Source organism: Streptomyces gilvosporeus, from assembly GCF_002082195.1.
In the GTDB taxonomy this organism is placed as follows: domain Bacteria; phylum Actinomycetota; class Actinomycetes; order Streptomycetales; family Streptomycetaceae; genus Streptomyces; species Streptomyces gilvosporeus.
On sequence record NZ_CP020569.1, the window covers coordinates 4,011,859 to 4,031,145 of the forward strand.

General features: G+C 71.7%; 18 protein-coding genes. 9 read left to right on the forward strand and 9 right to left on the reverse strand.

Going from position 1 to position 19,287, the window contains the following annotated elements; translation table 11 throughout:
- Positions 1 to 132 precede the first annotated feature (132 nt).
- The 5 genes from B1H19_RS17585 to galU form a co-directional block, all read right to left on the reverse strand.
- Positions 133 to 747 carry a GNAT family N-acetyltransferase gene (locus B1H19_RS17585; RefSeq protein WP_083105632.1) on the reverse strand — a complete coding sequence of 205 codons (615 nt, stop codon included), beginning with the start codon at positions 745 to 747 and terminating at the stop codon, positions 133 to 135.
- A gap of 14 nt (positions 748 to 761) precedes the next feature.
- Positions 762 to 1,265: a MogA/MoaB family molybdenum cofactor biosynthesis protein gene (locus tag B1H19_RS17590; RefSeq protein WP_083105633.1), complete on the reverse strand. Its 504-nt coding sequence runs from the start codon at positions 1,263 to 1,265 to the stop codon at positions 762 to 764.
- Complete coding sequence (gene moaC / locus B1H19_RS17595; protein ID WP_083105634.1) at positions 1,262 to 1,744, reverse strand: cyclic pyranopterin monophosphate synthase MoaC; 483 nt, start codon at positions 1,742 to 1,744, stop codon at positions 1,262 to 1,264. Before moaC ends, B1H19_RS17590 begins: the two co-directional genes overlap by 4 nt.
- A gap of 63 nt (positions 1,745 to 1,807) precedes the next feature.
- On the reverse strand, positions 1,808 to 3,124 hold the full coding sequence (glp, locus tag B1H19_RS17600) for a molybdotransferase-like divisome protein Glp (RefSeq protein ID WP_083105635.1): 1,317 nt from the start codon (positions 3,122 to 3,124) through the stop codon (positions 1,808 to 1,810).
- Between the two features lie 4 nt (positions 3,125 to 3,128).
- On the reverse strand, positions 3,129 to 4,031 hold the full coding sequence (galU, locus tag B1H19_RS17605) for a UTP--glucose-1-phosphate uridylyltransferase GalU (RefSeq protein WP_083105636.1): 903 nt from the start codon (positions 4,029 to 4,031) through the stop codon (positions 3,129 to 3,131).
- A gap of 157 nt (positions 4,032 to 4,188) precedes the next feature.
- Here galU and B1H19_RS17610 point away from each other — a divergent pair, with 157 nt between their 5' ends.
- Entirely contained in the window at positions 4,189 to 4,821 is a 633-nt protein-coding gene (locus B1H19_RS17610) for a 5-formyltetrahydrofolate cyclo-ligase (protein ID WP_237289364.1), read from the forward strand.
- Between the two features lie 114 nt (positions 4,822 to 4,935).
- Here the strand turns inward: B1H19_RS17610 and B1H19_RS17615 are convergent, their stop codons facing one another.
- Positions 4,936 to 7,644, reverse strand: coding sequence for a penicillin acylase family protein (locus B1H19_RS17615; protein WP_083105638.1), 2,709 nt, complete (start codon positions 7,642 to 7,644; stop codon positions 4,936 to 4,938).
- A 221-nt stretch (positions 7,645 to 7,865) separates the two neighbouring features.
- Here B1H19_RS17615 and B1H19_RS17620 point away from each other — a divergent pair, with 221 nt between their 5' ends.
- The 5 genes from B1H19_RS17620 (at position 7,866) to mscL (ending at position 13,796) form a co-directional block, all read left to right on the forward strand.
- Positions 7,866 to 9,416 (forward strand): potassium/proton antiporter, encoded by a 1,551-nt coding sequence (locus B1H19_RS17620; protein WP_083105639.1) that lies wholly within the window; start codon positions 7,866 to 7,868, stop codon positions 9,414 to 9,416.
- A gap of 347 nt (positions 9,417 to 9,763) precedes the next feature.
- The gene (locus tag B1H19_RS17625) at positions 9,764 to 11,053 is read left to right on the forward strand and encodes an MFS transporter (RefSeq protein WP_083105640.1); all 1,290 of its coding nucleotides are present in this window, start codon (positions 9,764 to 9,766) and stop codon (positions 11,051 to 11,053) included.
- A 136-nt stretch (positions 11,054 to 11,189) separates the two neighbouring features.
- The gene (locus tag B1H19_RS17630) at positions 11,190 to 11,534 is read left to right on the forward strand and encodes an FmdB family zinc ribbon protein (RefSeq protein ID WP_083105641.1); all 345 of its coding nucleotides are present in this window, start codon (positions 11,190 to 11,192) and stop codon (positions 11,532 to 11,534) included.
- A gap of 121 nt (positions 11,535 to 11,655) precedes the next feature.
- Complete coding sequence (locus B1H19_RS17635; RefSeq protein WP_083105642.1) at positions 11,656 to 12,534, forward strand: S-methyl-5'-thioadenosine phosphorylase; 879 nt, start codon at positions 11,656 to 11,658, stop codon at positions 12,532 to 12,534.
- Between the two features lie 770 nt (positions 12,535 to 13,304).
- A complete protein-coding gene (gene mscL, locus B1H19_RS17640) occupies positions 13,305 to 13,796 on the forward strand; it encodes a large conductance mechanosensitive channel protein MscL (RefSeq protein WP_083105643.1) in 492 nt (163 codons plus the stop codon).
- A 39-nt stretch (positions 13,797 to 13,835) separates the two neighbouring features.
- On the opposite strand, the gene B1H19_RS17645 is transcribed toward mscL, so the two are convergent.
- Positions 13,836 to 14,051, reverse strand: a complete 216-nt coding sequence (locus tag B1H19_RS17645) for a hypothetical protein (protein ID WP_083105644.1) — start codon at positions 14,049 to 14,051, stop codon at positions 13,836 to 13,838.
- Between the two features lie 193 nt (positions 14,052 to 14,244).
- Here B1H19_RS17645 and B1H19_RS17650 point away from each other — a divergent pair, with 193 nt between their 5' ends.
- Positions 14,245 to 14,622, forward strand: coding sequence for a MerR family transcriptional regulator (locus B1H19_RS17650; protein ID WP_083105645.1), 378 nt, complete (start codon positions 14,245 to 14,247; stop codon positions 14,620 to 14,622).
- Here B1H19_RS17650 and B1H19_RS17655 read toward each other — a convergent pair.
- Positions 14,619 to 15,161 carry an AMP-binding protein gene (locus B1H19_RS17655; RefSeq protein WP_237289366.1) on the reverse strand — a complete coding sequence of 181 codons (543 nt, stop codon included), beginning with the start codon at positions 15,159 to 15,161 and terminating at the stop codon, positions 14,619 to 14,621. The two genes, B1H19_RS17650 and B1H19_RS17655, sit on opposite strands and share 4 nt — an antisense overlap.
- A gap of 333 nt (positions 15,162 to 15,494) precedes the next feature.
- On the opposite strand from B1H19_RS17655, the gene B1H19_RS17660 reads away from it, so the two are divergent.
- On the forward strand, positions 15,495 to 16,787 hold the full coding sequence (locus tag B1H19_RS17660; protein ID WP_237289368.1) for an MFS transporter: 1,293 nt from the start codon (positions 15,495 to 15,497) through the stop codon (positions 16,785 to 16,787).
- A 144-nt stretch (positions 16,788 to 16,931) separates the two neighbouring features.
- Here B1H19_RS17660 and B1H19_RS17665 read toward each other — a convergent pair whose 3' ends face one another.
- Positions 16,932 to 18,311: an MBL fold metallo-hydrolase gene (locus tag B1H19_RS17665; RefSeq protein WP_107426035.1), complete on the reverse strand. Its 1,380-nt coding sequence runs from the start codon at positions 18,309 to 18,311 to the stop codon at positions 16,932 to 16,934.
- Positions 18,312 to 18,471: 160 nt separating this feature from the next.
- Here B1H19_RS17665 and B1H19_RS17670 point away from each other — a divergent pair, with 160 nt between their 5' ends.
- Positions 18,472 to 19,287 carry a GntR family transcriptional regulator gene (locus B1H19_RS17670; protein ID WP_083105648.1) on the forward strand — a complete coding sequence of 272 codons (816 nt, stop codon included), beginning with the start codon at positions 18,472 to 18,474 and terminating at the stop codon, positions 19,285 to 19,287.

Consider the following 19,287-nt stretch of genomic DNA (forward strand, 5'->3'; position numbering starts at 1 on the left):
TTGCGCGGGGCCATCCGCCAATTGGGCCGGTGTGTCGCACGATCTGGCTGATATCTCGAACTTTTTTTGCGATTGTCAGAGAGACCTGGTCGGCAATACGGTCAGGTCGGGCACTCTATTCGAACATTTATTTTATTTGTGGGGTGTGCCCGGTGTACTGGGGCGACGCCGGCGCCAGCGGTTGAGCAAGCCCTCGGGCACTTCTTCCGCAGTCAGCGCGAATACCGCATGGTCGCGCCAGGCGCCGTCGATGTGCAGATAGCGCGGGCGGATGCCTTCTTCGCGGAAGCCGAGTTTCTCCACCACGCGCCGGCTGGGGATGTTTTCCGGCCGAATACAGACCTCGATGCGATGCAGTCCCACGGCGTGGAAGCAGTGGTCGACGGCGAGCGCCACGGCGGTCGGCATGACGCCGCGCCCGGCGACTTCCTTGTCGACCCAGTAGCCGATATGCCCCGAGCACATGGAGCCCCAGGTGATACCGGCGACGGTGAGCTGTCCGGCGAGGCGGCCCTGGTATTCGATGACGAACGGGAGCATGCGGCCCGCCTGGGCCTCGGCGCGCAGATGCCGGACCATCTGACGGAAGGTGGGGCGGTGCGGCGAGGGAATGCCGGGCGGGGGCGGCGGGATGGTGGCTTCCCAGGGGCGCAGCCAGTCGCGGTTGCGGCGGTTGACCTCGCGCCAGGGACGCTGGTCGCGCACCTTTATCGGGCGGAGGGTGATCTCACCGTCCGTCAGGACCACCGGCCAGAACGCGTTCAGCTCGGGCTCCCGGTGGGTCTGAGGTGGTCGCCGCCGTGGATCTGGTCCACGGCGTGCGGCAGGAGGTCGACGAGGACGGCCAGCCCGTCGCGTACGCCGCCGGTCGAGCCGGGGAGGTTGATGATCAGGGTCGTTCCGGCCACGCCGGCCAGGCCGCGGGAGAGCGCGGCGGTGGGGACCTTGTCGCGGCCGGCCGCGCGGATGGCCTCGGGGATGCCGGGGACCTCGTAGTCCAGGACGCGGCGGGTGGCCTCGGGGGTGCGGTCGGTCGGCGAGAGGCCCGTACCGCCGGTGGTGAGGATGACGGCGTAACGGCCGGAGTCCACGGCGGCGCGGAGGGCGGCTTCGACGGGGTCGCCGTCGGGGACGACCTCGGGGCCGTCGACGGTGAAGCCCATGGTGGTGAGGCCCTCGGCGAGGAGCGGGCCGCCCTTGTCGGCGTAGACGCCGGCTGCGGCGCGGTTGGAGGCCGTGACGACCAGGGCGCGGGCGGGGCTCATCCGCGGGTCCAGTCGCCGGACTTGCCGCCGGTCTTCTCCTCGACGCGGATGTCGGAGATGACGGCCGCCTTGTCGACGGCCTTGATCATGTCGACGACGGTGAGGGCGGCGACGGAGACGGCGGTCAGCGCCTCCATTTCGACGCCGGTGCGGTCGGTGGTCTTGACCGTGGCGGCGATCTCGACGGCCTCGTCGGTGAGGGTGAGGTCCACCTTCACGCCGGAGACGGCGAGGGGGTGGCACAGCGGGATCAGCTCGGGGGTGCGCTTGGCGCCCATGATGCCGGCGATCCGGGCGGTGGCCAGCGCATCGCCCTTCGGCATGCCCTCGCCCCGCAGCAGCTCGATGACCTGCGGTGATACCAGGACGCGGCCGCGGGCTCGGGCGGTGCGGGCGGTGACGGACTTCTCCGATACGTCGACCATCCGGGCCGCGCCCGCCGCGTCGATGTGGGTGAGGTGTTGCTGGCCGCTGCTCATCGTTCTCCTGGACCGTGCCGTGCCGCGCCTGTGGGACGACACCGTACCCGCACCGCCCGGCGGCTACCCGAGCAGGACGACCTCCACCTCGTCGCCCGCGGCGACCTCGGTGACGTCCTCCGGGACGATGATCAGGGCGTTGGCGTGCGCCAGGGCCTTGATCAGATGGGAGCCGGCGCCGCCCACCGGGGTGACCTGGCCGGACTCCGGGTCGTGGGAGCCGCGCAGGAACTGGCGTTTGCCCTTGGGCGAGGAGGCGAGCGGCTCGGTGCACTCGGCCCGGGCGATGGGGCGGTGGACGTCCGGCAGGCCCATCAGGGTGCGGATGGCGGGACGGACGAAGAGCTCGAAGGAGACGTACGAGCTGACGGGGTTGCCGGGCAGCGCCATCAGCGGGGTGCGGTCGGAGCCGATGAGGCCGAAGCCCTGGGGCTTGCCGGGCTGCATGGCCAGCTTGCGGAATTCGACCGTGCCCTCCTCGGCGGAGAAGTCGGTCAGGGTCTCCTTGACCACGTCGTAGGCGCCGACGCTGACGCCGCCGCTGGTGACCAGGATGTCGGCGCGGATGAGCTGGTCCTCCAGGGTGGCGCGCAGCGTCTCGGCGTCGTCGGCGACGGCGCCGACCCGGTAGGCGATGGCTCCGGCGTCCCGGGCGGCGGCGGTGAGCTGGAAGCTGTTGGAGTCGTGGATCTGGCCGGGGCCCAACGCCTCGCCGGGCTGGACCAGTTCGCTGCCGGTGGACATCACCACGACCCGGGGGCGGGGGCGGACCTTCACCGTGCCGCGGCCGATGGCGGCGAGCAGGCCGATCTGCGGCGGGCCGAGGACCGTACCGGCGCGCAGGGCCGGCTCGCCCGCGGTGACGTCGCTGCCCTTGGCGCGGATATGGGCGCGCGGCTCCACGGGGCGGTGGACGCGGACCTCGCCGGTGGCGTCCTGGGGGGCGGCGGTGGCGTGGCGCATGGTCAGGACGGGGCCCTCGCCGCTGCCGCCGTCGGTCCATTCGACGGGGACGACGGCCTCGGCACCGGGCGGCACCGGGGCGCCGGTCATGATGCGGGCCGCCTCCCCGGGGCCGACGGCGGGCGGCTCGCCGCTGCCCGCCGCGACATCGCCGATGACGGTGAGGGCGGCGGGGAACTCCTCGGTGGCGCCCGCGACATCGGCGACGCGGACGGCATAGCCGTCCATGGAGCTGTTGTCGAAGGGGGGCAGGGCGAGGGGGACGGTGATGTCCTCCACCAGGACGCAGCCCTGGGCGTCGAGGAGTTGCAGCTCGATCGGCTCCAGCGGATGGATCTTGGAGAGCACGTCGTCGAGATGCTCGGCCACCGACCAGACGCGGTCCTGGTGGCGGGTCTGGTCGGTGGTGCCGTTCAACGTCCTACATCTCCTCGGTGACGTAGCTGCGAAGCCAGGCCCTGAAGTCCGGGCCCAGGTCTTCACGTTCGCATGCCAGTCTGACAATGGCACGCAGGTAGTCGCCACGGTCTCCGGTGTCATAGCGCCGGCCCTTGAAGACGACGCCGTGGACGGGACCCCCGAGGGCGGGATCGGCGGCCAGTGCCTGGAGGGCGTCGGTCAGCTGGATCTCGCCGCCGCGGCCCGGTTCGGTCTTGCGCAGCACCTCGAAAACGGCCGGGTCGAGGACGTAGCGGCCGATGATGGCGAGGTTGCTGGGGGCGTCGGCGGGCTCGGGCTTTTCCACCAGGTCGGAGATCACGACGACGTCGTCGTCACCGGTGGGGGTGGCGGCGGCGCACCCGTACAGGTGGATCTGGGACGGGTCGACCTCCATGAGGGCGATCACCGAGCCGCCGTGCTGCTCCTGTATGTCGACCATGCGGGCCAGCAGGGGGTCGCGGGGGTCGATGAGGTCGTCGCCGAGGAGGACCGCGAAGGGCTGGTCGCCCACGTGGGGCTCGGCGCACAGGACGGCGTGGCCCAGGCCCTTGGGGTCGCCCTGGCGGACGTAGTGCATGGTCGCCAGGTCGCTGGATTCCTGGACCGCGGCGAGGCGGGACCGGTCGCCCTTGCGGTGCAGGGCCTCTTCGAGCTCATAGTTGCGGTCGAAGTGGTCCTCGAGGGGGCGCTTGTTGCGGCCGGTCACCATCAGGACGTCGGAGAGTCCGGCGGCGACCGCCTCCTCCACCACGTATTGGATGGCGGGCTTGTCGACGACCGGGAGCATCTCCTTCGGTGTGGCCTTCGTAGCAGGGAGAAACCGGGTGCCGAGGCCGGCTGCCGGGATGACAGCCTTGCTGATCCGTGTGTGCGATGGAGTCATGCGCGACACCCTAACCGGCTCATTCGGCACGATGATGAGGGTCCGGTGAAAAGAGCAGGAGAGCGGGAGCAAGGGCCCACAAGTGAACTCTGGTCACACGTCTGATCACGATAGAAAGCTCAGGTTGCGGCGGGATCTCCTGGAGGTGAGGAGAGCGTTGCCGCCGGATGTCGTCGCGGCCACGGGCGAGGCGCTGGCCCGCCGGACCCGGGAAATGGCGGAATTCCGTGCCGCACAATCGAGGGAAGGTACCAGAAGGCCGGGTGAGCCGGATGAGCCGGGTGGTTCCCCCGGCGGGGCCGGTCCGCTGACCGTGGCCGCCTATGTCTCCATCGGGCAGGAACCCTCCACGCGTCCGCTGCTGGATGAGCTGCGGGCGGCGGGGGTGCGGGTGCTGCTGCCCGTCCTGCTGCCGGACAACGATCTGGACTGGGCCCCCTACGAGGGCGCCGAGCGGCTCGTACGGGCCGGCTGGGGGCTGCTGGAGCCCGCCGGTGAGCGGCTGGGGCTGGACGCCGTCACCGGGGCCGATGTGGTGCTGCTGCCGGGGCTGGCGGTGGACCGGCGGGGGCTGCGGCTGGGGCGCGGCGGCGGCTCCTACGACCGGGTGCTGGCGCGGCTGGAGCGGGCGGCGGCGCCGGCGGCGCTGGTGGTGCTGCTGTACGACACGGAGGTGCTGGACGAGGTGCCGGTGGAGGAGCACGACCGGCCGGTGGACGCGGCGGTGACGCCGTCGGGCGTCCACCGCTTCGGGAAGCCTGGGAAACGCGGGAAGCCCGGAAGGCCGTAGGCCGGGAAGCCGTAAGCCCGAGAACGCCGTCGGGCGGGCCTGAGGTTCCCGGCCCGCCCGACGGCGTGATCTGGCTGGTGCTGCGCCCTTGCGCAGCGCCCTGAGGCCGCGCCCCTACGGGGACAGCGTCAGCGTGTCCTTCGTCTTCTTCTTGACGGCCGCCTCGCTGAACGCCCAGGGCAGCAGTTCGCCCTTGGCCCACTTGTCGGTCTGGTCGTAGTAGTGGTCGCTGTAGGCGTGCCCGGAGGCCCCGGTGAGGTTGATCCAGCGGGACTTGTCGAGGTCGGCGAGGTTGACGACCATCCGCATGGACGGGACCCAGGTGACCTTGTAGCCGCCCGCGGCGTTCCAGCCGGTGGCGTCCACCGCGGCCTCGCCGCCGCCGACGTTCCAGGGGCCGCGGTTGAACAGGCCCTGGAGGAGGCCGGGCCCGTCGGTGCCCAGCGTCTGGTTGTTCAGGTACAGCTGGTGCAGGCGGCCCCAGCTCCAGTTGTCGATGTTCTTGCCGAGCTTGGCGGTCAGCTCGTAGCGGGCGTCCTTCATGGCCTCGGCGAGCAGCTGGTCGCGGTTCTTGTCACCGGGGTGGCCGGGCCGGTCCTCGGTCTTCCACCAGGCGTTGTTCGGGTCGTCCAGGATGCCGCGGACGACCTCGTACCAGCGGTCGCCGCCGTCGGGCTGCGCCGAGTCGGCGGCCCGCTGGCCGCATTCGCGCACCCATTTGTCGAGGTCGTCGGCGGGGCCGGTCTCGTTCGCCGGGTGGACGGTCAGGCACTGGCCCTCGAGCCGCAGTTCCTTGGGCATCTTGTTGCCGAAGGCGAGCTTGAGGGTGTTGCGCCAGACGGCGTTGAAGTAGGCGGCCGCGGCGGAGTCGGGCTCCTGGGTGAAGTCCCAGCCGTCCAGCAGCTGCTGGGCGTCGCGGACGTACTTGTCCTTGATGTCGATCTTCGTCAGGTACGGGGTCAGCAGCCGGGCGATCTCGCTGCTGTTGTCCTTCTGGAAGGTCTGCATATCGTCCGTGGAGACCTTGCCGCCGTCCTTGATCTTCGACTCGATCAGGTCGTTGATCCGCTGGCTGCGGGCGCCGTAGCCCCAGTCCTTGGTGAGGAGGTAGGGGTACTTGTTCTCGTCGATGACGGCCTGGTTGGCGGTGACGATGTAGCCGCGCTTGGGGTTGTACTCGTAGGGCAGGGCCTGCTGGGGGATGTAGCTCTTCCACTGGTACTTCGGGTCCCAGCCGGGCGCCGGGTAGGTGCCGTCGCCGGCGCCGCGGACCGGGATGCGGCCGGGCGCCTGGTAGCCGATGTTGCCCTTGGTGTCGGCGTAGATCAGGTTCTGCGAGGGGACCTCGAAGTGCTCGGCGGCCTTGCGGAAGGTCGTCCAGTCCTTGGCGCGGTCGAGCTCGAAGACGGCGTCCATGGACTTTCCGGGGTCCAGGGCGGTCCAGCGCAGCGAGACGGCGTAGCCGTCGCCGCGGTCGGGGGCGGCGTTGCCGACGGGGGCGTCCTTGCCGACGCCGGCCAGGTCGTCGTCGCGGTCGGAGACGATCGGGCCGTTGTTGGTGGCGCGGACGGTGATGTGGTGGCTCTCCCCGCCGGCGACCTTGATGGTCTCCTTGCGCGTGAGGAAGGGGCGCTGCCGGTTGTCGTAGAGGTAGCCGCCGGCGCTGATCTTCTCCAGGTAGAGGTCGGAGACATCGGCGCCCAGGTTGGTCATGCCCCAGGAGACGTTCTGGTTGTGGCCGATGACGACGCCGGGCATGCCGGAGAAGGTGAAGCCGGAGACGTCGTAGTTGCACTGGGGGCCGACGGTGCGGCAGTGCAGGCCCATCTGGTACCAGAGCGAGGGCATCTGCGGGGCCAGGTGCGGGTCGTTGGCCAGCAGCGGTTTGCCGGTGGTGGTGTGGTCGCCGGAGACGACCCAGGAGTTGGAGCCGATGCCGTTGCCGTTGGGGCCGAGCAGCGCCGGGACCTTGTCGAGGGTCGTGGACAGCGACGACAGCTTCGACTGCACGCCCGCGACGGCGGTGCCGGCCGGGGCGGCGTTGGTCACGCCCTTGGGCCGGAACTGCTTGGTGGCCCGGTCGACCGAACCACCCTCGACGATCGGCTTGTTCCGCTGGTACGGGTAGCTCGGGTAGAGCTGGGCGATCTGCTCGGGGGTGAAGCGGCTGGTCATCAGGGACCGGTCGATCTCCTGCTGCATGTTCTCGCGCAGGTCCCAGGCCATCGCCTTGAGCCAGGCGACGGAGTCGACCGGCGTCCACTTCTCGGGCGTGTAGTCGTTCTGGAGGCCCAGCGCCGCGTACTCCAGGGACAGTGCCGAACCCTGGTGTTCCTTGAGGTAGGCGTTGACGCCGTCCGAGTACGCCTGGAGGTACTTCTTCGTGCTGGGCGACAGCTTGGTGTCGTACTCCTTCTGCGCGACGTGGTGCCAGCCCAGCGTGCGCAGGAATTCGTCGGTCTTGACCTGGCCCTTGCCGAACATCTCCGACAGCCGGCCGGCGGTCATGTGACGGCGGACGTCCATCTCCCAGAAGCGGTCCTGGGCCTGGACGTAGCCCTGGGCGCGGAAGAGGTCCTCATCGGTGTCGGCGTAGACCTGCGGGATGCCGTTGCCGTCGCGGGCGACGTCCACCGGGTGAGTCAGCCCGGCGAGTTTGAGCGAGCCGGTGGTCTGCGGCAAGGAGGCGCGGACGGTGCTGACGCCCCAGTACGCGCCGCAGCCGATGCCCGCCACGAGCAGCAGCACGACCGTGATGGCGACGAGGCGGCCGCGCCGCCCCTTCTTCTTCTTTGGGGCTGGGCCGGACTTGTTGGCGGGCATCTCTGTCCTTCGAGGGGCAGGGTGGGAGTGCTGGAGCAACCATAGGCGCACGGGTCCGGGGAGCCCTACGCGGAGTCACAACCGGCACCTCAAACGTTCAAGCAATGGTAAATTGTTAGCCTCAGTAACTAGATACGGTAAGGATCGTAGGGACACAACAGCCCGTAAAGCCCGTAACCGGCCCAAGGCCCCCTCCGGCCCGCGCGAGAAAGGACCGGCTCCTGACTGTCCACCATCTCAACGAACTTCTGCTGGTCTGCTCGCTCGTACTGCTCATCGCCGTGGCCGCGGTACGGCTCTCCTCGCGCAGCGGGCTCCCCAGCCTGCTCATCTACCTGGGGATAGGCATCGCCATAGGGCAGGACGGCTTCGGCGGCATCGTCTTCCACAACGCCGAGCTGACCCAACTGCTGGGCTACGCGGCCCTGGTCGTGATCCTCGCGGAGGGCGGCCTGGGCACCAAGTGGAAGGAGATCAAACCGGCGCTGCCACAGGCCGCGATGCTCTCGACGGTCGGTGTCGCGGTGAGCGTGGGGGTCACCGCGGCGGGCGCGCACTATCTGGCCGGACTCGACTGGCGCCAGGCGCTGCTGATCGGCGCGGTGGTCTCCTCGACGGACGCGGCCGCGGTCTTCTCCGTCCTGCGCAATGTGCCGCTGCCCTCCCGCCTGACGGGTGTCCTGGAGGCCGAATCGGGCTTCAACGACGCACCGGTGGTCATCCTGGTCGTGGCGTTCTCCACGGCCGGGCCCGTCGAGCACTGGTACGCCCTGCTCGGGAAGATAGCCCTGGAGCTGGCCATCGGCGCCGCGGTCGGACTGGCCGTCGGCTGGCTGGGCGCGTACGGCATGCGGCATGTGGCACTGCCCGCCTCCGGCCTCTACCCGATCGCCGTCATGGCCATCGCGGTCTCCGCCTACGCGGCCGGCGCCCTGGCCCACGGTTCGGGCTTCCTCGCCGTCTATCTGGCCGCCGTCGTCCTCGGCAACGCCAAACTGCCGCACGCCCCGGCCACCCGCGGCTTCGCCGAGGGGCTCGGCTGGATCGGCCAGATCGGCATGTTCGTCCTGCTCGGCCTGCTGGTCACCCCGCACAACCTCCTGGACGACATAGTCCCGGCCCTGGTCATCGGCATGATCCTGACCCTGGTGGCCCGTCCGCTGTCGGTCCTGGTGAGCCTGCTGCCGTTCCGCGTGCCCTGGCGGGAGCAGACCCTGCTGTCGTGGGCCGGTCTGCGCGGTGCGGTGCCCATCGTCCTGGCGACCATCCCGATGGTCACCAACATCCCCGGCAGCGAAACGGTCTTCAACATCGTCTTCGTCCTGGTCGTCGTCTACACCTTCGTCCAGGGCCCGACGCTGCCCTGGCTCGCCCGCCGGCTCCGGCTGGGCGACGGCGAGGAGGCCGCCGACCTGGGCATCGAGTCGGCCCCTCTGGAGCGGCTGCGCGGCCATCTGCTGTCCACGTCCATCGGCCCGACCTCCCGGATGCACGGCGTCGAGGTCGGCGAGCTGCGGATGCCGGCGGGCGCCGCCGTCACCCTCGTCGTACGGGACGGCGCCAGCTTCGTACCGTCGCCGACGACCGTGCTGCGGCGGGGCGACGAGCTTCTGGTGGTGGCCACCGATCCGGTACGGGACGCGGCCGAGCGGCGGCTCCAGGCGGTCTCCCAGGGCGGCAAGCTGGCCGGCTGGCTGGGGACCGGCGGCCACCTCGGGCACCGCGGCCACCGGGGGCAGGGCGGTCAGCGCGGGGGCCGCGCCGCCGGGTGAGCGGGGCGGCCGGACGGCCGGTCGGCCGGGCGGGCAGGGGCGGCCCGACCGTCCGGTATGTGCCGCATCTCTCCACGGATCCCAAGGAATTCCGCGTGAAGCCCTGGTTAATCCCAGGGCTTCTCGCATTGGGGTCTGTACTATGAAGGGGAAAGAAACGAACCACCTCTGCCTGAAGCAGAGCTGGCGCGACCGCTCGGCGGCCGCGGTCCACTGCCACACACGCAGCCACTTCCTTTAGTGGGGACCACGCGGTATCACTCGGTCCTGCGCGAGAGGACAGCTCTCGGCGCGTACCCGTGACGACCTCGCGGCGGCGCGCTACCAGGCGGCAGAAAGGCCCGGCCGTGGCATCCGCGGTCAAGGACTCCCGTCCCGGTTACGGACACCTGCTGCGCACCCCTGGCGCTTGGACATTCCTGCTGCCCGGCTTTCTGGCCCGGCAGCCGTTCGCGATGCTGACCATCGGCATCACCCTGCTCGTCCAGTCGACCACCGGCTCCTACGGCTCCGCGGGCGCGGTCACCGCCGCCACCGGCGTCTCGATGGCGCTGTTCGCCCCGCAGAGCGGCAAGCTCGCCGACCGCTTCGGTCAGCGCGCGGTGCTGCTCCCCGGCGTACTGATCCACGTCGCCGGCGTCGCGGCCCTGATCACCCTCGCCCTCGCGCACGCCCCGCTGTGGGCACTGCTCGCCGTCGCCGTCCCCACCGGCGCCTCGACGCCGCAGGTCGGCCCGATGGTGCGGGCCCGATGGGCGGCCCAGCTCGGCGGCAGCCCGCTGATGCCGACCGCCGCCGCCTTCGAGTCGGTCACCGACGAGTTCACCTTCGTCGTCGGCCCGGTGCTGGCGACCGCGCTGTGCACCGGCATCCACCCGGCCGCGGGCCTGGTCGCCGAGGCCGCGCTCACGCTGGCCGGCGGCCTGCTGTTCGCCGCGCAGCGACGCACCCAGCCGCCCGCCCACCGCACTCCGGCCGACGACCGCCCGCACGCCTCGGCCCTGTCGGTGCCCGGCGTACGCGTCCTGATCGTGGCGTTCCTCGGCATCGGCACCGTCTTCGGCGGTATGCAGGTCTCGCTGACCGCCTTCACCCAGCACATCGGCCACCCCGGCATCAACGGCGTCCTCTACGGGATCTTCGCGGCCGGCAACATGCTCGCCGGCATCGCCTGCGGCGCCATCGCCTGGAAGGTCGGCCCGCGCCGCCGTCTCCTGGTGGCCTACGGGCTGCTCGCGCTGGCCACCACCCCGCTGTGGACGGCGACCGCGGTGCCGCTGCTGGCCGCCATCGGCCTGGTCGTCGGCCTGTGCATCGCCCCGGCCCTGATCTCCGGCTACACCCTGGTCGAGTCCCTGGTGCCGGCCGCCGCCCGTACGGAGGCCTTCACCTGGCTGACCGGCGCGGTGGCGCTGGGCCAGGCCGCCGCGTCCTCCGCAGCCGGCCAGCTGACCGACCGCTTCGGCCCGAGCGCCGGGTTCCTGGTGCCGCTGGCCGGTACCGCGCTGGCGCTGGCCGTCCTGCTCACGCTGCGCGCGCATCTGGCGCCGCGGGCCTCGACGGTGGTCTCCCAGACGTCCGCCGCCGCGGCCGGCACCGCCCCGGAGGAGCGGGAACGCGAGCTGGCGAGCGCCTGAGCGAGGCCTCGGGGCGGGCGCCCCGCGGACGTGGGGTCGGTCACCGTATCCCGGCCACAGTGGACTGACGAGCCGGAATACTGCACTATGGAACGTCGTTAGCACTCATCGAGTGAGAGTGCCAGGAGGAAGTCACGTGCCGACCTACCAGTACCAGTGCACCGCGTGCGGCGAGGGCCTCGAGGCGGTCCAGAAGTTCACCGACGACGCGCTCACCGAGTGCCCCAGCTGCAACGGACGCCTCAAGAAGGTGTTCTCCGCGGTCGGCATCGTCTTCAAGGGCTCCGGGTTCTACCGCAACGACAGCCGCGGCTCGTCGTCCAGCAGCAGCCCCGCCAAGAGCTCGTCCTCCTCGAGCGGCTCGTCCTCCTCGGACTCGTCGGGCTCCGCTTCCTCGTCGTCGAGCGGCTCCGGCTCCTCGGACACGAAGTCCGCGACCCCGGCCGCCGCGTCCTCGGGCGGCAGCAGCTCCGCGGCCTGACCAGCGCCTTCACGGACCCCGCCGACACCACCGGCGGGGTCCGTTGCGTTTTCCGGACCGCCGGGGCGGCGGCCGGGCCTGCCCCGATAGTGTGACCGGCATGTCTGACGCGGAGAGCGGTATGGAGACGGGGAACGGGACGGGCACGGGGGCCGGGGCTTCCGGGGCCGGGGCGGCGGAGATCGGCGTGATCGGCGGCTCCGGGTTCTACTCCTTCCTCGACGACGTGACCGAGATCATGGTGAACACCCCGTACGGGCCGCCCAGCGACTCCCTGTTCCTGGGCGACGTGGCCGGCCGCCGGGTCGCCTTCCTCCCCCGGCACGGCCGCGCCCACCACCTCGCACCGCACCGCATCAACTACCGCGCCAACCTGTGGGCGCTGCGCTCCGTCGGCGTGCGCCAGGTCCTGGGTCCGTGCGCCGTCGGCGGCCTGCGCCCCGCATTCGGTCCGGGCACCCTGCTCGTCCCCGACCAGCTGGTCGACCGCACCAAGTCCCGCGCCCAGTCCTATTTCGACGGCGAACCGCTGCCGGACGGGCAGGTGCCCCACATCGTGCACGTCGGGTTCGCCGATCCGTACTGCCCCACGGGCCGCCGCGTCGCCCTGGCCGCGGCCCGCGGCCGCAACTGGGAGCCGGTCGACGGCGGCACCCTCGTCGTCATCGAGGGGCCCCGCTTCTCCACCCGCGCCGAATCGCAGTGGCATGCGGCGCAGGGCTGGTCGGTGGTCGGGATGACCGGGCACCCCGAGGCCGTGCTCGCCCGCGAACTCGGCCTGTGCTACGCCTCGATGGCCCTCGTCACCGACCTGGACGCGGGCACCGAGAGCGGCGCGGGCGTCTCCCACGAGGAGGTCCTCAAGGTCTTCGGCGAGAACGTCGGACGGCTGCGCGAGGTCCTCTTCGACGCGGTCGCCGCACTGCCCGACGGCGCGGAGCGCGACTGCGGGTGCGGGGACGCCCTCAAGGGCTGGGACCTGGGGATCACGCTGCCGTAGGGCCCGGATCGGTGTGGTGCGGGCGGCTTGCATGACTCGGGTGGCTTGCGTGGCTCGGGTGGGCGGTGCGGTTCGTGTGGGTGGTGCGGATCGTGTGGGTGGCCGAGTTGTGCACAGCGGGCGGCTCATCCACAGCCCGGAGCGGGCCGGGCGGAATTCCGGCACGGTGGTGATCGCCGGTTCCGAATTCCGCACCTACGCGACAGGCGGTGACCACGATGACCCTGCCCATGCCCACCCCGACGCCCGAGCCCGCACCGATGCTCCGGCCTCCCCTCGACCCTGCTCTCGTCCCCTCTCTCGACGGCTTACGGCGCCCCTCGGCCGCCGCCCCCGACCCTCCCCTTCCGACGCCTCCCACATGTGAAGTGCCCCACTTTGCCCCGGTACGATCCGGCGGCGGGAGGTGCCGTCGACCGCGGACGGCGCGCGGGCGGCTGATCGCGGCCGGGCTGGCCATGGCCGCCGCAGCACTGGCCGGCGGCGTTTCGTACGGTGCCGTACGAACGGCTCCCGCGGCCGGATGCCCGGCGGCGGCGCTCTCCGGAGGGCGATAGCCATGCGCCAAGATCGAGTGGCATCCCCTCTCCGCGCACGGAAAACTTCTCCGGGTGGCTCGGAGGGCAGGCCGCCGTGCCAGACCCGCACGCACGCCCCGGCCGATCGCCGGTTCGTGTGGAGCGACTGGACACCGCCGCCCTGCCCTGCCGTAAGTTGCGGTGCTGAGTGTCGGCACATGGTCCGTACCGAGCGTGGAAAGAGGCTGTCAGGTGAGCGAGAAAAAGGGCGTCCTTCAGGGATTCAAGGAATTCCTGATGCGCGGCAACGTCGTCGAGCTCGCGGTCGCGGTCGTCGTCGGTGCAGCCTTCACCAATATCGTCAATGCCGTGGTCAAGGGCGTGATCAACCCGATCATCGGCGCGCTCGGCTCGCAGAACCTCGACAACTACAAGGCCTGCCTCACCACCTGCAATGTGGACAAGAAGACGGGCGCATTCACCGACGGGATCTACATCCTGTGGGGCTCGGTGCTCAGCGCCGCACTGACGTTCCTGATCACCGCCGCGGTCGTCTACTTCCTCATGATCCTTCCGATGAACAAGTGGAAGGACCGCCAGGCCGCGAAGAAGCCCGCCGACAACACCCCGGCCAACCCGACCGAGGTCGAACTGCTGATGGAGATCCGCGACGCCCTGCTCGCCCAGCGCAACGGCTCGGGCCCGGCGTCCGCCACCGTGATCAAGCAGAAGTCTCAGCAGTAGCGAGCGTTCCGGAGCGCACAGGCCGCCCCGTCGCCTCGCTCAGAGGTGGTGGGGCGGCTTCTCGTCGAGGAAGCGGGCCAGGTCGGCGGCGCCTCCGGAGGAAGTGGGACGGTCGCCCCAGCCGCGGTCGGTGTCGTCCGAGGACTGCTGGTCCAGCGGGTCGTCGAAGATCAGCGCGGCGGGACGCGGCGCGGGACGGGCCGCCTCGGGCTGCTCGGAGGCGGGGGCCGGTTCGGGATCGCGGGTGGTGCTCACGTCTTCAGGGTACGGGCGGTGGCGCGGAACAGCGGGCACAGGGCGCCGGCGCATCGGCGGTCCAGTGCCGGTCCGGTGCCGGTGCCGGTGCCGGTGCCGGTGCGTCCGCTGCGTACGCTCGAACCATCACGTCGATGTGATGGATCTGAGATGTGACGGATCTGATCCGACGGTCAGGGGCGAGGGGGAGCGCATGCGCATCGGAGAGCTATCGGAGCAGACCGGCACGCCGCGGCGGCTGTTGCGGTACTACGAGGAGCAGGGGCTGATCGTCGCCCAGCGCGCCGCGAACGGCTATCGGGAGTACGACGAGCGATTTGTGGACCGGGTCCTGCAGATCAGGGGGCTGCTGGACGCCGGGCTGCCCACGAGGATCATCAAGCAGATCCTGCCGTGCCTGGACAAGCCCCGGGTCATTCACTTCGCCGACGCGACACCGGAGATGCTCGGCACACTGGAGCTGGAACGCGACCGTATGACGGCGCGTATCGAGTGCCTGACGCGGAACAGGGACGCGGTGGCCGAGTACCTCGAGGTGGTGCGGAACAACCGGAGGACGGACGGCGGCTAACGGCGGACGGACCGCGGCGCACACTCGTCGAGTGCCTCGTGCCACCAGCGGTCCCGTCCCGGTGTCCAGGAGACGGGGCGTGCGCAGCGGTTCACCACCAGGACCGTACGGCTCTGGTCGCCGCCCGCGGCCCGGCCGCGCGCCAGGGCGTGGTCGAGTACCGCCTTGACCGGACGGATGGCCCCGTCCCAGAACGCCGCGTCCGCCGTGATCAACACCCGGGCACCCAACTCCCGGGTGCGGGAGGCCATTTCGGGTACCGTGAGCGAGACCGGCAGCGTGATGCGTGTCGCGTCCAGGCGGCCGCAGGCGAGCGTGGCGATCACCGACTCGGGCACCAGCGGCAGATGCACCGCCACCTGGTCACCGGCCCGCACCCCCAGCCGCGCGAGCGCCGCGGCCGCGCGATCGGCCTGGTCGAGGAGCATGCCGTGGGTCAGCTCCTCCATCCGTCCCGGCTCCCCGGTCCAGGTGAGGGCGATCTGTGACGCCTGCGGCTCTTGAATGTCCCGGGCGTCATCTGCATGCTCTGTGGTCACACGGCGCAACATGCGCATCAGCATGAAGATGAGCGATCAACGATCGCTGAACGTTTGTTGTACGACGCTGCCGGCCGTAGGGCCGACCCGGTAACCCCGCCCGTCGTACGGCTTCTTGCACCTGCCGCCGTCCGCGCGTCTTCCGCGGCCGCCCGGGCCTTTCTGCCCCGCTTCCGGTGCCTCCAATCCCCTCGCGTACCCCCGAATGTCCCCGACATATGGCGTCGCGCGTGGCGTATGTACGTACGCCACGCGCGCGAGAGGCACGAGAGGCAGCCGATGACCCGCCGCAAGGCTCACCCCGCGTCCGTACCCGAGCCCAGATCCGCACCCGTGCCCGTATCCCCGGCCCGCAACCCCGCCCTGCTCGCCGTCGCTCTCGGTGCCTTCTGTGTGCAGCTGGATTCCTTTGCGCTCAATCTGGTGCTGCCCGTCATCCGTACCGCCCTGCGCGGCTCCCCGGCCGCGACTCCGTGGATCGTCAGCGGCTATCTCCTCGCCGCGGGCGCGCTGATGCCCGTCGCCGGGCGGCTCGGCGATCTGTACGGCAGGCGGCGGATGCTGCTGCTGGGGCTGGGCCTCTTCGGCGGCAGTGCCGCGTGGTGCGCACTCGCGCCGTCGGTGCCCGTCCTGGTGGCGGCCCGGGTGGTCCAGGGGGCGGGAGGCGCGCTGATCATGCCCGTGGGGCTGGCGCTGCTCACGAACGCCTTCCCGCCGCAGTGCCGCCGATGGGCCATCGGCCGGGCGCTGGGGCTGGCCGGACTGGGTATGGTCGGCGGGCCGTTCCTCGGTGGCGCGCTGGCACAGGGCGCCTCGTGGCGGGCCGTGTTCTGGCTCACGATTCCGCTCGCCGCGGCCGCCGCGCTGTGCGCCCGACGGGCCACCGAGTCCCGCGACTCGGCCGCCACCGGCCACCCCCTCGACGCCGGCGGGGCCGTCACCGCGACGGCCGCGCCCGCCTGCCTGGCCCTCTGGCTTCAGCGCCCCGCCGACTGGGGCTGGGCGGCCGGTGCGCTGCTGCTCGGCGCCGTCCTCGTCCGCGTCGAGTGCCGCTGCCGGGCCCCGCTGGTGGATCTCGGGCTGTTCCGCAACCGGCCGTATGTCGCGCTGACGGCGGCCGGGGCGGTGGCCAACTCGGCGACCGTGGCGCTCTTGTACGCCGTCCCGCTGACGCTCCAGCAGGCGCCGGGCCGGTCGCCGCTGGGCACCGGGGTGGCATGTCTCGCGCCGGCCGCGGCGCTGGCGCTGGGCGGCCCGCTGGCCGGGCGGGTGCCTCCGGCCGCGGCCGTTCCCGTGATGGCGGGCTGCCTCGGCATCGCGGCGCCCGCCCTGTTGGCCGTCGGGTGTGCCACCGGACCGACCGCGCTCCTGGTGGCCGCGACCGCTGCCGCGTCGGCGCTGGGGGCGGCGGGCGGGCTGGCGCTCACCGGCACCCAGGCCGTCGTCCGCCCCGGGCGCGCGGGCGAGGCGTCCGGGGTGACCAAGTCCGTGATGACGGTGACCGCGGGCGTCGGGCTCACCCTGTCCGGGACCCCGGCCGCGCCCGGCGCGCACCCGTCGCTGCTGCTCCCGGCCGCCCTGTGCCTGACGGCGGCGCCGGCCGTGGCGCTGACCGTACGGCGGTGAGGGACGTACGGGATACCCCAGCCCGTACGGCAAACGCGGTGACGGCCGTACGGGACGCCCCAGCCCGCCTCCAGGCCGTACGGCGAACGCGCCGATGCCCGTACGGGACACCCCGACGCGCCCCCACCACACCGCACCCCGGCCTCACCCCGCCACCCCCTCCTCCACCGCCCCCCGATACCCCCCCACCACATCCCGCACATCCCCGAACCCCCGTGCCTCCAGGAGGGCCGCGGCGATGACCGAGCGGTTGCCGCTGTGGCAGTAGACGACGACGGGGCGGGTGCGGTCGAGGTGGTCGAGGTGGTGGGTGAGGGTGGCCAGGGGGATGTTGCGGGCGCCGGGGAGGGCGCCCGCCTCGTATTCGGTGGGGTTGCGGACGTCGATCAACTGGCAGGGATTGGCCGCGAGTTCGGCGGCCGTAAGGCGGCGGGTGGGGGTGGTCAGCGCGGGCTCGCGGGCCAGGGCGGCGGTCGGGTCGGGGACATGGCCCAGGACGCGGTCGTAGCCGATACGGGCGAGACGCAGGCGGGCCTCGTCCTCCGTACCGGGGTCGGCGAGCAGCACGATGGGGGTGCCGGGGGGCACCACACAGCCCGCGTATTCGGCGAACCGGGTGTTCAGTCCCGTGTGCAGGGAGCCGGTGAGGTGGGCCCGGGTGTAGTCGGCGAGGGGCCGGCAGTCCAGCAGGGCGGCGCCGTGTTCGTCGCGGGCCGTGCGGGCCTCCTTCAGGGTGAGGGCCGCCAGCGGTGTGGCCTCCAGGAGGGGATGCCCGTTCCGGTTGAGCGCCGCGTCATGGGCGAAGTAGCCGGGGGCGGCGGGCTGTCCGGCGGTGACCAGCTCGACGAAGGCGCTCTCCGGCATGGGTTGCAGGGCGTAGTTGAGGCGCCGCTGGTCGCCGATGGTGGAGCTGGTCTCGGTGGACAGGTTGCGGCCGCAGGCCGAGCCCGCGCCGTGTCCGGGGAAGATCCGGGTCGCGTCCGGGAGAACCATGAGTTTGGAGTGGAGGGAGCGATGCAACCGGGCGGCCATCTCCTGCGGGGAGTGTCCGGCGGAGGAGAGGAGATCGGGTCGGCCGACGTCGCCGACGAAGAGGGTGTCGCCGGTCAGCACGCCGAACGGCACGTCGTCGTCGGGGTGTTCATGAATGACCAGACAGATGGACTCGGGGGTGTGCCCGGGGGTGGCGAGGACGGTGAGGGTGACCCCGTCGCCCGCGATGCCGCCCAGGGAGAGGCGCTCGCCGTCGCGTAACCGCCGTATCGGGAAGCCGGTTTCGGCGGCCTCGCCGAAGGCGATGGTGGCGCCGGTGGCCCGGGCGAGTTCGAGGTGGCCGGAGAGGAAGTCGGCGTGAATATGCGTTTCGATGACGAGTTCGATGCGCAGGCCGAGCTCGTCCGCGTCGCGCAGGTAGTCGTCGATGTCGCGGCGCGGGTCGACGAGGACGGCGCGTCCGGAGCGCTGATCGCCGATCAGGTACGACGCCTGGGACAGGCAGTCGAGGTAGTACTGCGCGAAGTGCACGGTGGCCTCCAGAGCGGGTGCCCGAGGTCCGCCTCGGGCAGAGTCCGTTGTGCGGATGCACGGATGTACGTACATTAGCGTCGGGGTGTACGGACCTGAAGCGCCGGGATGCGGAAGCAAGCGGCGCGCTGCACTCCACCATGCCCTGCGGAGGAGCCTCATGACGAAGCCTCAGCCGGTCGCCGACCACGGCCCGCGCCCCCTGGACCGGCGCTCGCCGCTCCCCCTGTGGGCCCAGCTCTTCGACGATCTGCGGCGCCGGGTGGCGGCCGGGGAGTTCACCGAGGAGTTCCCGGCCGAGCACCGGCTCACCGGTGAGTACGAGGTCAGCCGGCACACCGTGCGCGAGGCGCTGCGCAAACTGCGCGCCGACGGCCTGGTGATCGCCGAACGCGGCCGCGCCAGCCGCCTGGACACCCGCCGCATACAGCAGCCCCTCGGCTCGCTCTACAGCCTGTATCGCGATCTGGAGGGGCAGGGCGTCGAGCAGCGCAGCGAGGTGCTGCGGCTGGAGCGCACCGCGGACGGCACGATCGCGGGGCACCTGGGGCTGCCGCCGGAGGCGCCGCTGATCGTCCTGGAACGGCTGCGGCTGGCCGACGGCGAACCGCTCGCCCACGACACCGCGTATCTGCCCGCCGAGATCGCCGAGCCGCTGCTGGCGACGGACTTCGGGCACACCTCGCTCTACGGCGAACTCTCGCGGCGCTGCGGGGTGCAGGTCACCGGCGGCCGCGAACGCATCCAGCCGTTCCTGCCGGACATCCGGCAGGCGTGGCTGCTGGGCCTGGCCGACCGGGAGGCGGCGTTCGCCATCGAGCGGCTGGGGCGGGCCGGGGCGCGGCCGGTGGAGTGGCGCGAGACGGTGGTCCGCGGCGACCGGTTCGCCTTTGTCGCGGAGTGGGCCGACGGGACGGGGGCGGTCGCGCTGTCCCCGGCCTCGTCCCCCGCCTCCCCGACCCGCCCCTCCGTCTAG